Here is a 14,440-nt window from a genome sequence, read left to right on the forward strand (position 1 = left end):
ATACTCAATCACTATGTGGAAGCGGATGGGCCGGGAGCCTCAAAGAGCTTTTTCCTCAGTTTTGCTGCCCAAACGCCATTCTGTTGTTGCTCATTACCTCCCGGATCAGGTCTCATCACCTTCCGCAGCCGCTCATATTGAGCAAGCTGGTCGCCTTCATTCTCTGTAACGTCCCAACGTCCTCCCCGACAATCCAGCCGGTGAAGAATCAACAGGATATGGTTTTCGATATCTCGAAGCCCGATACTACCCTTGAATCGCAGCAACAGCGTAGACAAGGCCATTATGTTACTATGCTCCACATCCAGCAACACCACCGGGAACGTCTTTTTCTGGAAAAATACGGCAACCAGGCATAATCTTTGGCGCTTTCCAACCATGGAAAAGGCCTGCCCGGTTTCAAGCCGACACAGCGCCGTCAAAACACGGACATCTATTAACCCGTGCGCCATGGTCCGGATCACCTGCATCAATCGCCTTAGATCGTCCGTACCTTCACCTTTCTCGACCGCAAGCACCTGAAACTCCATGGGCAGGAGATCGTCGTGCAGAGACTCAGGGGAAACGCTCACTTTAGGCGGTGGGGTTTTTCCACTTCCCCGATATTTTCGGGTCTTTCCCTCATTTTCACTGGTACCCGCAGCACCCTTGTTTCTACGCCTGATAACACGTACCCGATCTTTTTTATCCACCCGACGCACTTCGATTTCCCGGTCAAAAATGCTGGTTCTGGTCAATATCGGCAGGGCTGGCTGATGAACATCCGTCCTACTACCCGAACCTACCGTGTCTATGACAGGAACGTCACCGGATGACGGCCCACCGTCTGGTCCACGCCTTTTGGGCTGACTTTTTGGCATCCGCACTGTAATCGTTTTCCCCAACGACGGATGAGAAAAATACAAAATGTCACAGGGTACCCTTTTCCCCGTGAACTCGGAGATTTCTAAGATAAGCCACTGATTTCCTTTCCGCACTCCACGAAACTTAATTCCACAGTCATGCAGATCAGGAGGATCAAAGGTCATATACTTTTGTTTGAATGTCCGTTCGTAGACACTGTCCCAGGCGCGTTGCCCATCAGGATCCACCGCTAGCCAAGAAAATTCCAAGATAAATGGCCTCTTGAGTGATCTCACTGGCATTTGCTGGGTATAATCGAGCTGCAGACGAGGATGAAACCCAGGTTCGACCGGCCTGAAGAGTGTCATAATGCCCCCAGGCTGCATAATATGATTGGCAAGCGTTTTATTATGCAGGAACAGGCTACGGATGAGCTCCATGGTCGGGACCAAATACTCCACCTGATCCACTCGATAACGCAAGAGTCGCTGCACCCCCTGTGATTTGCCTTCAAACGAATATAATTCCGGCGGAATGTCGGACGAGTTGATTTCCTCTCCTTCCGCCAGATTGGGAATAATCACTTCCGAATATTCGCCGTAGGTTATTGGGAGCAATCTACCGTCGGAGAAGCTATAGCCGAGTGCCAGCACCGGGAACAGCCCAATAGGTACGCGCCACATGGCAAATTCGCCTGACGACACGCCGCGGGTGACTATACGGACCTGCCACCCTTTTTTATCGTCTTGTTCGACTCCGGCCAGCCAGTGTAGCGTCAAATCTTCAGGCACTTTGCGCAATACGTCTATTCTGATCAATTTATACCTCAAAGGATCCAGCCATTATTTCCAATGCGGCCAAGGCGGTTTCTACGCTCGGTGAAGCTATCGAAGGCAGCCCTGCTAAGCGGCGTACCCGCCACGATCGCAAAGGCAACGCCTGGCGATCCAATTCCGAGACAGCCCAAGCAATACGGCGCAGGCGAAACGCATCAATAGTCTCCGTGACCTCGCCAAGTACACCGATACTTTTAGGCAGTTTTGCCTGTTGTTCTGACATCCGGAGTGGCCGCCCCAACTTGCGCTCCAAAGCCGCCTGGGTAACGCGTTGTGGCGGAACCTCCCGAGTGATTTCCCGCGCGGCCTTACGCAGTTGGATCGCCATGCTACGATCCAATGTCTCCCAGTCCACACGCTGATCAGACCATTTCTTGTGCAGTGCCGTTGGTGAATGTTGCTCCAGCCACTCCCTGTCATGGCGGTACAACCATGAGTGTTCTTTGGGTAGCAGGAGTGCCAGTCGCCGACGTGATAAATCAGCGTAATTCTGCTGCATGTCCAACCACCGTATTCTTATGGCATCCCGGTCTGGCACCAATGTTCGGGAATGTCGTGCGGCTAAGGGCTTCCAGGGCACATTCAACCCGCGTCGGGAGGCGTGCAATCTCACCGTCCCTGGATCAATGGCAAGATATTTGGCTACCGCCCTGAGTCCCAGGCCTTCCGCCACTTTCTGCCGGATTTGACCATCCAGTAGGGGACCAAAGTCCAAAATGCGCGGCGAACTCCTTGATCCCACCTCTCGACTGTACACAAATCCGCAGGCGCAGGAAAATCGACCAATCACCCGATTCTGTTCATGGCGAACAGCGATCTCGTAGATCACGTCTTGCCCATAATGGTCTGCCAGACGATTAAAGCAGGGCCACGGTCCCTTGCCGAAGGGGGTTTCCGTCCGCCGTTGCGGCGACCGTTTGTCCAGAAAAATCTGGAATAGAACATGCCGCAACGGATGAAATGCCTTTCTGTGTTTCCGTACCATGGCCGTAGGCCAATCGTCGCCGAGACCACCGGGGATAAGGTCGATTACTGGTTCAAACAGGCTTGAAATTGCTTCCCTGAGAAGGTTCTGAGCGACATTCTCCTTGCCTTTGCCGAAGCCGCGATCAATCACTGCGCTCCGATAATATGCACTCCAATCGCGAAAGCTGGGGCGCGCTGGCGGATGATCGAGCAACGCCGCGCTCCGCTTGGCAATCTCTTGCAACAGCGTCACTTGGCGCGGGCTACTCGCCCAAGAAGGGAGTGCCGCCACAGGCGAACAGTTCTTTTGATCCGCGGCGATGAATTCGTGCTGGTTACTGCCACCTTGAGAGACCGCACTGTCCGCCAGGGCCGCGCCATGATCTGGACAAACCAGAACGCCGGGGAGTTGATGGCTGCGCCTCCAATATCCTTCTCCATAGCGGCTCAACATCTCGCCAAAGCAGATGGGACAATACCGTAAGTATGCCGGAGCCGAAATCGCGCTCGCCGCAATACCCAGACGCACATGCACGGCATCCGCCGGGCCGTCCGCTAATGACGCCAGTACGGATTGTCCCACTGACTTCGGCTCGAATGCCGTGTAATAACGGTAGAGGGTAAAATCCCTGGTCAGTCTTTCCGGACTGAGTCCGCGATCGGCCGGTATTCTTTGGCTCAACGCCGCCACATGGCTTTGCAAGCCCACCGTCGCCCGCACCCCGGTTTCACCAAAGAGATCATACAGGGTGTGTTTCGGGCTTCTGGAACAAACGTGGCGATGATAACGCGCAAGCGCGCTGTATAACAGTTCGTCGGGATAAATTTCCGGGAAATAGGCCAACACGGGTGGCTTTTTCAGCTCGCGAGATCGGCCATCGGCGGTTTAACGGCGCCCGCCGCAAGCAATGCATCGTAAGCGGATACGCCCTCTTTTTTGGCCGAGATGATCGTCCGGAGATCCTGCGCATCCACGGGAAGTGGTGTTTTCGCGGTTTTAGTAGCGCTTGTAGTCGACTTGCGCGGTTTCTTAGAGGGATTGGCGGGTGCGCGATCACGTAATTTAGCCGTAATAATGCCCACGAGATCTAGCGCGGACAGGCCCGGATGCTCTGCTTCGGCTTCCGCCACCAGGACTTCCGCGATGTCCCCAGCCAACCCGAGCTGCGCCAAGATAGGCAGAAGGATGCCGCGCACATCCAGATTCGTGCTTGCCGCCTTTTCGGTCGTGACCGAAGCCACCGGAGAGCGGGTGGCGAGGACAGGTTGCCCTGGCATGCAACTCAGCGCGTCGCTGAACACCTGCAGAACCTGGTCCTGCATGGGGCGGATATCATCATATTGTGCGATCGCCTCGCGATCCCCACGTTTCAACGCATTGATCATGGGCGCGATAAGCCGCATGTGCTCACTAGCCACCTGCCGCAGCAGACCAGCGTCGATACGCTCAGGCCTGCCCCGTAGAACTCCGAGTTGGATGGCACGCAACTGCGCCATCATGAAGAGGTTGACCAGCACGTCCACAATCCCCTGGCTTTCCTCATAGAGCGCTTGGCGGATCTCGCCGGTCAGGGGCGAGACCTCCCGCGTCCACTGATAGCTCCACATGCGATCGACAAAATGGTTCCAGGTCGCGCCTACTTCCATGCGCTCCCAGACCAGACTTCCTAAACCACTGGCGCGGCGCGCCTGGCGGAAGTCCCCCTGCAGCAGCGGCAGTGCGCCCAGCGTGCCGATGACAATCACCGGGATGCCGATGGTGTTCACCAATGTTACGAGAAAATTCAACAAGGCGTCGGCTCCAGTGCCGGGGGCTTCCTTGATATGCTGAATCTCGTCGACGATCAGTACGCCGAGGGCATGCAGGTTGGCCATTTGCGCCATCTGGACCATCATCTCGTCCAGGGAACTCCGGCTGGCTCCGTACCGGGCGCGGTAGCGGGTGCCCAATAGATTGTCCATCTCCTGGAAAAAGCTGATGCAGAGTTGTTTGGGGGATCCTTTGTAGGGGCTATCCAGCTTCAGCCAGACCACTTGGTCAAGACTGAAGGGCTCGGCATGGTGGACGACTTGCGGATACAGCTCCAGGACCCTGGCCATGCCGTAGCTCTTGCCGATGCCGGAGCAACCAACCAGAGCAAAACTGCTCGCCGTCGAACGAACCGGGCGCCGGACAGCGGCGAGATCCTTCCCGACGACCCGCTCGTAGCCGTCCTGGAGACGGCGGATATAATCGGTAGTGTTGGGATTGCGGCTCAGATACCCCTGGCGGAGGAGCATGCCGAACTTCGCTTCCAGTTGTAGATGGTTCTCCAGCGGCTCGAAATAATTCTTCAGGCGCAGGACGCAATGCGCCCGGAGGTGGGCGGCGTAGCCACGCTCTTTTTCGTTAAAAATCGGAGGCGCGGCCATGGTCCGCAAGGCTTCGCGCGCCGACAAGAGGGGCGGCAACTGCGCGATGAAGGGGTTGTCGCGATATTCCGGCAAGTCGGTCACGTCATCCCGCGTCGTCATCGCCCTGCTCTTCGTTCTGCGCGCGCAGAATCTCCGTGATGTCCGGCAGACTGTAGTCGTCCTCCGGATTCCCCTTGGGGAAGGGGAGGATTTCCCCTTTTACCGAAGCATCCTCCCGGCGCCGACCGGGGCGGAAGGCTTCCCGTTCCTGGTTCTCCCGTTTTTCCACGCGACGGTTTTCGCGGATGCTGCCCGTTCGCTGGCGATTGCTGCCGGATGGATCGGGCGCGTCCACGCGCATGGTCTGGGCTTCGTGAACGATTCCTTTGATGTTCTCGGCGAGGTTGATGCGACCGCGCAGAATCTGCCGCTCATGGTTGCGCGCGGCCCGGCTTTCTTCCTGACGGATTTGGTCGATCTCCCATAGCGTCCGGCCCTGGTGATGCCGACTCTTTTCGGTCAGAGCGCACGGAATGAAGTGGCCCCGTCCCGTCTCGTCCTGCAGGTATATCTCGTCCATGCAGCGCGGTTCGTAGGAGATCCGCACCTTCCATCGCGCGCGTTGTCGCGCGCGCTCGAACCAGTGTTCCTCGATCGCCTTCTGGCAACTGTAGAAGCAGCCGGCATAGCGGATGCCTGTGGCCGTGACGGTCGCCTCGCCGCTCGGCAGCAGGCTCAATCGCACCCGTTCCGGCGGGAAGGCGCGCAGGCTACCGCTTCGATGAGCAATCCCCCAGTCCCATAGGTCGGATGGGATCGCCTGGACTCCGTCGGCGATCATGTCGGACGATTTCTCGTAATCCCGGAGGAGATGCTGGTTGTTATAGTACAGGATGCAGTAGAGGACGATACGGGTGAATTGATCTATATCCAGAGTCGCATCGAGACGGTAGTCCCTGGCCCCGCGCTCCTGGAAATCCGGGGCGACATAGCCGGCCACATAGGCCTTGAAACGGGCGGGAATCAGGCGGAATCGCTGCTCGACGATGCCCTTCCAGTCCGCACGGTAGGGCGCGGCGTTTTCCACCCGCACCTGGAAGTTGTTGATAAGGGTCTCAATGGCGCTGCCGGCAATCTCTCCCCGGTCGCCGAGCAAAGCGTCGGGCAGGGCCTGGCACGGCCAGTCCGCCGCGCCGATCTCGACGCCGAACTGGCGGCAATATTCCACCTTTTCCGTGGCGGTGTTGGACAGGGCCATCATCGCCCCGACCCAGGAAGGTCCCTCGAACCCCACATACACGCCGGTGATCATGCGGCTGAACACGTCGATGACGATATAGAGCACCGGGCGTCCGACGATCTTTGTACGGTCATATCGCGATACCAGGTACACGTCCGCGATGGTCGCGTCGATCTGGTACCGGGAGGCGGGGCCGACCGTTTCCGCCGTCGACGATCCCAGGAGGGCGCGCCGGTCCTTGTCGTACACCCGCGGCGTGCGGCGGATTCGGTCGACTCGGAAAACGTCGTTGTCCTTGTCGAACCAGTAGCGGAACTGCCTCAGGGTGGGGGCGTCCTTGCGGGGTACCAGTTCCTGGCGCCCGGTCCGCTCATTGATGACCCGCTCAGAAAAGGCGCTTACGATTAGTTCGTCGTAGGCGGCCCGAAAATCCATCTGATTATTCTTCGCGAATTTCCCGGTGACCACCGCACGAAACAGTTCCCGCATTTGTGGCGTGACGTTGACGCCCGAATCGTCCCTGTCCGCAGTCCGGCCACGCTTTTTCCCAGAAGAGGGTTTTTCGTTACCTCGACCTCCGCAGCGGTCGTAATCGGGAAGCAGCGTGTTCGGCGTCATGCCGCGCTGCCAGTAGCGGCGCAGCAGGCGGTAGATTGTCTGCTTGGTGGCCCCCGTCTCCGCCATCGCTGCCTGGACCGCCCGGCTTCGGGAAACGGACTGGAAGATGGCGGGCTGGTCAAAAATCAGAGCGCGTATCATGGCCCAGGCGCGGTCCCTCTTTGACCGGTAGGTTTCCGGGATGCCCTCGTCGGCCAGGAACGCCAGCCAGGGATCGGCCTCGGTGACGCGCCATTCGCCCGTCTCGCGCATCCGCTCCATTTCCTCCGCCTCGCGGAAAACGGGCATGGCGGTCGGCGCATGAATGTCGATGGCGTAGAGGCCGCTCATCGCGGGATCGACCCAGAGGATCCTTTCGATCTTCCCTTCATCGGGGTATTCCAGCAATTGGTTGACCGACAGATCCCTCATCCGCTGGCCCTCCTGGATTCACCTTCGGCCACTCGAAACTGACGCAAAAGCTTGGAGTCGTCCGTAGGCCCGTCCATAGGACAGACGATTGCCTTCGTGGCCAGCAAGTGGCGAATTAGGAGGAGACAGTCACCAGCAGACATAGAAAACTGCAGGTCCATGTCGGCGCAGAATTGCCGGAGGGTAGGCCCCGGGTGCGACGGAAGTTCTCGTAACACCAGCCTTGCTTTCTCATCGTAGTAGCCGTCGTAGGGCTGGCTCATCTGGTCAATTACGGCATAACTGTGAACCCAGGCGATATTGCGAACCATCGCTTTCGGGATGTCCCGCTCGGTGACGACGCCCCAATCCACGCCTTGCTGCGCCCAATAACGGCGTTCAATCTCCAGTTTTTCGACCACCCGCGGCTTTTCAAGTTCTTCAGCCGGTTTTACCGCCCGCGCCAGTTGCACCATACGTCCATCATGGATCGTGTCCACAAGAAAGTCCGTGGTCATGACTAGAGGGGTGCCGCTGCCAACATCGCGGGGATGGATGACCCCAAGATCATCCGCAATACGGCGAGTGATGTCGCGATTCAGCGGAAACTGTTCGCGGATGTCCGTGACGGCGTCTGCCCAATCGAACAGGTAGAAGATGTCGCGCTCAATATCCGAGAGCAGGTGATGCACTCGCCCGGTCTTGATGCCCTTGAGTCGGTGGGACCGCCCTTGGGAGGGCACGTCTTGGATGGTAAGCCAGGGGTGGTAGTCTGCGCCACGCCCCTGACCACGTCCCTCCTTTTGGAAGCGTGCGATCCGGTCTTCGTCGACACCGTAGCGTTGGCGTGCCAAGGCATCCTCTCCTAGCTGATCATTAGGCAAGCATACTCCACTACCTCCGGAGCGCAAGGCCAGGATGATACTCTATTGTTGAGGATGATACTTTATTGTTCGGGATGAAACTCTATTGTCCAGAATGATACTCTATTGTCCGTTAACAACACCCGGCACACCGAACCGCCCCATTACTCCACCGTCACGCTCTTCGCGAGGTTACGCGGTCGATCCACATCGGTGCCCTTCACCAGCGCCGCATGATAGGCCAGCAACTGCACCGGGATAGCATGGACGATGGGGGAGAGCAGACCGGCGTGACGGGGCAAACGCATCACATGCACGCCCTCACTGGCGTTAAAGTGGCTGTCCGAATCGGCAAAAACATAGAGCTCACCGCCACGGGCGTGGACTTCCTGCATGTTGGCGGCCAGCTTTTCGAGGAGGCGGTCATTGGGCGCGATCACCACCACGGGCATGTCGCGGTCCACCAGGGCCAAGGGGCCATGCTTCAATTCGCCCGCGGGATAAGCCTCGGCGTGGATATAGGAGATTTCCTTGAGCTTCAGCGCGCCCTCCAGCGCAATGGGGTAGTGCAGGCCGCGCCCCAGAAAAAGCGCATGGTCCTTGCTGGCAAAACGTGCCGCCCAACCCTGAATCTGCGGCTCCAGGTTCAGGGCATGCTGGACACTGCCCGGCAGTTGCCGCAAGGCGTCCAGGTGATCCGCCTGCTGCACATCGTTCAGATGCCCCTGCGCCTTGGCCAGGGACAGAGCCAGCAGATAGAGCGCCGCCAACTGGGTGGTGAACGCCTTGGTCGAGGCCACTCCGATCTCTGGGCCGGCCCGGGTCAGGAAGCGCAACGCCGACGCCCGCGGAATGGCGCTCTCCGCAACATTGCAGATGGCCAGCGTGCGGGTATGACCGAGATCCTTGGCGCGGCGCAAGGCCTCGAAAGTATCCAGCGTTTCGCCGGATTGCGAAAGGGTCACCACCAACTGGCGCGGGTCGGGGATGGAGTCCCGGTAGCGATATTCGTGCCCCAGCTCGGCCTGCGCCGGAATCCCCACAATGCTTTCCACCCATTGGCGTCCCACCAATGTCGCGTAGTGGCTAGTGCCGGAGGCCAGGAACAGCACCCGGTCCACATCGCGAAACATAGCCGCGGCACCGTCTCCCCAGAGATCTGTCAGATCCAGTTGACTGTTCAGCGCACCTTCCAGGGTATCGGCAACCGCGCGGGGCTGTTCGTGGATTTCCTTCTGCATGAAGTGGCGGTAAGGCCCCAGATCGACAGCCGCCGCACTGAGCTGGCTCCAGTGTTCTTCCCGCTGCCGCGACGCTCCGGCCTGATCCGTAATCCGCAGGGTCTGCCGCTGCAGCATGGCCACATCGCCGTCTTCGAGATACAACACGCGGCGGGTCACCGGCAGCAGGGCCGCCACGTCCGAGGCGAAGTAATGCCCATCATCGGCAACGCCCAGCAGCAGCGGGCAGCCCATCCGTGCCACGCACACGGTCTCCGGATCGCCGCTGGAGATCACCGCAATGGCATAGGCGCCGCGCAGATCGCCCACTGCCCGGCGGGTCGCCGCGAACAGGTCCGGCGCGGTCTGCCGATAATGGTGCACCAGATGCGCGATGACCTCCGTATCGGTCTCGGAGGTGAAGGTGTACCCCGCTGCTTCCAGGTGGGCGCGCAAGGCATGAAAGTTCTCGATGATGCCGTTATGGACCACAGCGATCTGTTCATGGGAGATCATGGGATGCGCATTGCATTCGGCGACGCCGCCATGGGTGGCCCAGCGCGTGTGGCCGATGCCCACCTGACCCTGCAAGCCACGCTCGACAACGGCGGCGGTCAGCTCGGCGACCCGCCCGACGCTGCGCACCCGCAGCAAATCCGCATCGGCCCCCAATATCGCCAGCCCGGCAGAGTCGTAGCCACGATACTCCAGGCGCTGCAACCCCTCCAGAATCATCGGGACCAGATCTGTTTTACTCACCCCACCGACAATACCGCACATGATTCTGTTCTCCTGTTATCGAAGACCATTCCGCGTCATCCGGAATTACTTTTTGTCACGCCGCGGCCGCTGCCAATGAGGAATGGTACGCTGCGGGCTGCGACTCAGCGTCAGCCCTCCTGGAGGTACCTCTTTGGTAATGGTGCTGCCCGCGCCGATGGTCGCTCCGTCGCCGATGTTCACTGGCGCCACCAACTGGCTGTCGGAGCCGATGAACACGTCATTGCCGATGATGGTCCGATGTTTGTTCGCACCGTCATAATTGCAGGTAATCGTCCCGGCGCCCACATTCACCCCGGTACCGATCTCCGCGTCCCCAAGGTAACTCAGGTGGTTGGCCTTGCTGCCCGCGCCGATTTTGGCCGCCTTCACCTCGACATAGTTGCCGATATGAGCGGCTTCGCCGATCTCCGTTCCGGGGCGAATCCGCGCGAAAGGTCCTATCCGCGCCCCGGCCCCAATCTGGGCGCCTTCGATATGGCTGTAGGGTAGAATCTCCACATCGTCACCAATCCGCGCATCCTGCAAAACGGCGCCAGCTCCCACGCGGACGCGATGCCCCAGATGCACCTCGCCGACAAACAACACGTTGGGATCCACCCAGCAGTCCTGACCGCAAGTAAGCTCGCCACGAATGTCTACCCGCGCCGGGTCCGCTACCCGTAATCCCTGCATCTGCAACGCGCGCAGTTGCTGCCGCTGAAACACGCGCTCCAGAATCGCCAACTGCACGGGGTCATTCACCCCCAGAGCCTCGGTCGCGTCAGCCAGTGTAAAGGGCCAAACGACATAGCCGTCCGCCCGCGCTGCGGCCACCACATCCGTCAGATAAATCTCGCCCTGGGCATTGCGAGCGGACAGCCCCTGTAGCCAGCCCGCCAGCGGCTGTACCGGCAATACCATCATCCCAAGATTTATCTCGCAGATGGCCTGTTCGTCCGTCTGGCAATCCTTGTGCTCACGGATACCCTGCACCTGACCGTCCGCATCACGGAGAATCCGGCCATAGCCGTGAGGCTCGCTTACCGATGCAGTCGTCAATCCAAGTGCTGTCACCGGGGTTTGCTGGAGAAATTCGCGCAGTGTCGCTGCCGTCAAGAGGGGCACGTCGCCGTACAATACCAATACCCGGTCCGCTCCCGTGAGACCCGGCAACGCTGATTTCAGCGCATCGCCGGTACCGAGCTGCTGTGCCTGAATCCACCAGCTCGCCTGCGTGTCCGGGAAGGCGGCCTGCACCGCATCGCCGCCGAAACCGACCACAATGTGGATACGCCGTACCGCCAGATCTGTCGCCGTAGCCAGTACGTGGGCGAGCATTGGTTTTCCCCCAAGAGGTTGCAGCACCTTGGGTAAAGCCGAGTGCATGCGCGTGCCCTGCCCGGCAGCGAGAATTACGATATCCGTCAACATGATGTCTCCATGCCCTGCGTTGTCTGTCAGCATAAACGCCAGACCATAAAATACACAGACCCCAGGGACTCTTCAGCCGCTGGGGTCTGTGTGGCGTTACTCGACACGTCTGCACATATGCGCGACGGTCAGCGCAGCAATCCCTGCTCCCGCAGGCGTTGCACTGTCTTCAGGCGGGCAATCTGCTCCAGCAATTCCGCCTGAGCCGCCGCATACTCCATCTGGTCCGTGTGTCCCGCCATCCGAGCTTCAGCAGCCTGCTTGGCCGCTAAAGCCTTGGCTTCGTCGATATCGGTCGCGCGTTCCGCCGAGTCAGCCAGCACCGTCACCATGTCGGGTTGAATTTCCAGAATCCCGCCATTGACGAAGAGATATTCCGTCTCCGCACCGTGAATGATCCGCAACTCACCGGGGCGCAACCCGGTCAGCAACGGCGCGTGGCGGGGCAGAATGCCAAGTTCGCCCATCTCGCCGGGGGCCACCACCATATCGGCGACCCCCGCGTAGATGCTGCCCTCGGCGCTGACTACCCGCACATCTATGGTCATCGCCATGATTTAGCCTTGCTGCAGCTTTTGGGCCTTGGCAAGGGCTTCATCTATGGTGCCGACCATGTAGAAGGCCTGCTCGGGCAGGTGGTCATACTCTCCTGCCACGATCGCCTTGAATGCACGGATCGTTTCCTTCAGGGAGACATAGGTACCGGGGCTGCCGGTGAACACTTCAGCGACAAAGAAAGGCTGGGACAGATAGCGCTGAATCTTGCGTGCCCGCGACACCAGCAGTTTGTCGTCCTCAGACAATTCATCCATGCCCAGAATGGCAATGATATCCTGCAATTCCTTGTAGCGCTGCAACGTCTTCTGGCAGGAACGAGCCACATCATAGTGCTCTTGGCCGACGATCTGCGGATCGAGCTGACGGCTGAAAGAATCGAGCGGATCGAGTGCGGGGTAGATGCCCAGTTCCGCAATCTGCCGCGACAACACTACCGTGGCGTCCAAGTGGGCAAAGGTCGTCGCCGGAGAAGGATCGGTGAGATCGTCCGCGGGCACGTAAACGGCCTGCACCGAGGTGATGGAGCCCACCTTGGTGGAAGTGATACGCTCCTGCAACTGACCCATTTCTTCAGCCAGCGTTGGCTGATAGCCCACCGCAGAAGGCATACGCCCCAGCAGCGCCGAGACTTCGGTGCCTGCCAGCGTATAGCGGAAAATGTTATCGATGAACATCAAAATGTCGCGACCTTCATCACGGAAGTGCTCCGCCATGGTCAGGCCGGTCAACCCGGCGCGCAAACGGTTGCCGGGCGGCTCGTTCATCTGCCCGTATACCAGGGCGACCTTGTCCAAAACGCCGGAGTCGGTCATTTCATGGTAAAAGTCGTTCCCTTCACGAGTCCGCTCGCCGACGCCTGCAAACACCGAATATCCGGTATGCTCGATAGCGATGTTGCGGATCAACTCCATCATGAGCACCGTCTTGCCCACGCCGGCGCCGCCGAAGAGACCGACCTTACCGCCTTTGGCGAAAGGACAGACCAGATCGATGACCTTGATGCCGGTCTCCAGCACCTCGGTGCTTGCCGCAAGTTCATCAAAGGCCGGCGCCGGGCGATGGATGGCCTGGCGATCTTCCGTCTGCACGGGTCCTTTGCCATCTACCGGCTCACCCAGGACGTTCATGATCCGGCCCAGGGTGGCATGCCCTACCGGCACACTGATCGGCGCACCGGTACGAGTGACGGCCAGCCCGCGTTTGAGGCCTTCGCTGGGCCCCATGGCGATACCGCGCGCCACGCCGTCACCCAACTGGGCCTGCACCTCAATGGTCAGATTGTTTGCGTCGACCACAATAGCTTCCATAATCTCGGGGACCTGCCCGCGAGAAAAGGCGACGTCGATCACCGGCCCGATCACCTGGACGATATGGCCGACGGCGTTTTCTTTAGCAACCGCTTCGCTCATGATTTAACCCTCAAAATTTCCAAAAATGCTGTGCACAATCATCAAACCGCCGCCGCACCGGCGCTGATCTCGGCGATTTCCTGAGTAATGGCGGCCTGGCGCGCCTTGTTGTAGGCCAACTGGAGGTCATCCACCATACGTTTGGCGTTGTCCGACGCACTTTTCATGGCGACCATGCGCGCGCTCTGTTCGCAGGCAAGGTGTTCGATAACCGCCTGGTACACCACTGATTCCACATAGCGCTGCATCAGGCGATCCAGCACCGGACGGGCTTCGGGCTCATAGATGTAATCCCACAACTCCGCACGCTGTTCTGCGGATGCCGTCGGTTTTTCGACCGGCAGCAATTGCTCGACCGTTGCTCGCTGCAACATCGTATTCACGAAGCGGGAGGAGACCAGATAGACCACGTCGACCTCGCCCTTGGCGTAAGCATCCGCCATCGCCCGGATGGGTCCGATCATGTCGCCCAGATGCGGGCTGTCACCCAATCCGTTCAGCTCCGCCACGAGATGCGCACCATGGCGCCGCAAAAAGCCCAGCCCCTTGTTGCCCACCACCGCGAGATTCGACTCGACCCCCTCTTCGTGAAGCTCGCGCATCTTTTGGACGACGTTGCGCAGCACATTCACATTGAGCCCGCCACAAAGCCCTCGATCCGTGGTCACCACCAGAAAGCCTGCCTTTTTGACGGGGCGCACCTGCATCAACGGGTGTTCATACTCGGGATGGGCCTGCGCCAGATGTCCCAATACCTCGCGAATTTTCTCCGCGTAGGGACGGGCGGCGCGCATCCGCTCCTGAGCGCGCCGCATCTTGCTGGCAGCCACCATCTCCATGGCTCGCGTGATCTTGCGCGTATTCTTTACGCTCTTGATCTGGCCCCGGATTTCCTTGGCATTGGCCATGC

The 14,440-nt window shown here is 59.3% G+C and carries 10 protein-coding genes; all 10 read right to left on the reverse strand.

Going from position 1 to position 14,440, the window contains the following annotated elements; genetic code table 11:
* Positions 1 to 11: 11 nt before the first annotated feature.
* A complete protein-coding gene (locus tag AFE_RS14640; protein WP_041646673.1) occupies positions 12 to 1,661 on the reverse strand; it encodes a hypothetical protein in 1,650 nt (549 codons plus the stop codon).
* A gap of 1 nt (position 1,662) precedes the next feature.
* Entirely contained in the window at positions 1,663 to 3,492 is a 1,830-nt protein-coding gene (locus tag AFE_RS14645; RefSeq protein ID WP_009568473.1) for a TnsD family Tn7-like transposition protein, read from the reverse strand.
* Positions 3,493 to 3,503: 11 nt separating this feature from the next.
* The gene (locus AFE_RS14650; protein WP_009568474.1) at positions 3,504 to 5,159 is read right to left on the reverse strand and encodes an ATP-binding protein; all 1,656 of its coding nucleotides are present in this window, start codon (positions 5,157 to 5,159) and stop codon (positions 3,504 to 3,506) included.
* Positions 5,143 to 7,308 (reverse strand): Mu transposase C-terminal domain-containing protein, encoded by a 2,166-nt coding sequence (locus tag AFE_RS14655; protein WP_012537651.1) that lies wholly within the window; start codon positions 7,306 to 7,308, stop codon positions 5,143 to 5,145. The genes AFE_RS14650 and AFE_RS14655 overlap by 17 nt, the downstream gene beginning before the upstream one ends.
* Positions 7,305 to 8,171 carry a heteromeric transposase endonuclease subunit TnsA gene (locus AFE_RS14660; protein ID WP_012537652.1) on the reverse strand — a complete coding sequence of 289 codons (867 nt, stop codon included), beginning with the start codon at positions 8,169 to 8,171 and terminating at the stop codon, positions 7,305 to 7,307. Before AFE_RS14660 ends, AFE_RS14655 begins: the two co-directional genes overlap by 4 nt.
* 143 nt (positions 8,172 to 8,314) lie before the next feature.
* Positions 8,315 to 10,150 (reverse strand): glutamine--fructose-6-phosphate transaminase (isomerizing), encoded by a 1,836-nt coding sequence (glmS, locus tag AFE_RS14665; RefSeq protein WP_012537653.1) that lies wholly within the window; start codon positions 10,148 to 10,150, stop codon positions 8,315 to 8,317.
* A 45-nt stretch (positions 10,151 to 10,195) separates the two neighbouring features.
* A complete protein-coding gene (gene glmU, locus AFE_RS14670; protein ID WP_012537654.1) occupies positions 10,196 to 11,563 on the reverse strand; it encodes a bifunctional UDP-N-acetylglucosamine diphosphorylase/glucosamine-1-phosphate N-acetyltransferase GlmU in 1,368 nt (455 codons plus the stop codon).
* Between the two features lie 128 nt (positions 11,564 to 11,691).
* Entirely contained in the window at positions 11,692 to 12,117 is a 426-nt protein-coding gene (locus AFE_RS14675) for a F0F1 ATP synthase subunit epsilon (protein ID WP_009569104.1), read from the reverse strand.
* A gap of 3 nt (positions 12,118 to 12,120) precedes the next feature.
* Positions 12,121 to 13,530: a F0F1 ATP synthase subunit beta gene (gene atpD, locus AFE_RS14680; protein WP_012537655.1), complete on the reverse strand. Its 1,410-nt coding sequence runs from the start codon at positions 13,528 to 13,530 to the stop codon at positions 12,121 to 12,123.
* A 41-nt stretch (positions 13,531 to 13,571) separates the two neighbouring features.
* Positions 13,572 to 14,438, reverse strand: a complete 867-nt coding sequence (atpG, locus tag AFE_RS14685; RefSeq protein ID WP_012537656.1) for a F0F1 ATP synthase subunit gamma — start codon at positions 14,436 to 14,438, stop codon at positions 13,572 to 13,574.
* Between the last annotated feature and the right edge of the window lie 2 nt (positions 14,439 to 14,440).

This window comes from Acidithiobacillus ferrooxidans ATCC 23270 (assembly GCF_000021485.1).
GTDB lineage: Bacteria > Pseudomonadota > Gammaproteobacteria > Acidithiobacillales > Acidithiobacillaceae > Acidithiobacillus > Acidithiobacillus ferrooxidans.

Bases quoted from the DNA above. Each gene is read 5' to 3' on its own strand.
- AFE_RS14650 (WP_009568474.1), bottom strand. From the start codon at position 5,159: ATGACGACGCGGGATGACGTGACCGACTTGCCGGAATATCGCGACAAC.
- AFE_RS14655 (WP_012537651.1), bottom strand. From the start codon at position 7,308: ATGAGGGATCTGTCGGTCAACCAATTGCTGGAATACCCCGATGAAGGG.
- glmS (WP_012537653.1), bottom strand. From the start codon at position 10,150: ATGTGCGGTATTGTCGGTGGGGTGAGTAAAACAGATCTGGTCCCGATG.
- glmU (WP_012537654.1), bottom strand. From the start codon at position 11,563: ATGTTGACGGATATCGTAATTCTCGCTGCCGGGCAGGGCACGCGCATG.
- AFE_RS14675 (WP_009569104.1), bottom strand. From the start codon at position 12,117: ATGGCGATGACCATAGATGTGCGGGTAGTCAGCGCCGAGGGCAGCATC.
- atpD (WP_012537655.1), bottom strand. From the start codon at position 13,530: ATGAGCGAAGCGGTTGCTAAAGAAAACGCCGTCGGCCATATCGTCCAG.
- atpG (WP_012537656.1), bottom strand. From the start codon at position 14,438: ATGGCCAATGCCAAGGAAATCCGGGGCCAGATCAAGAGCGTAAAGAAT.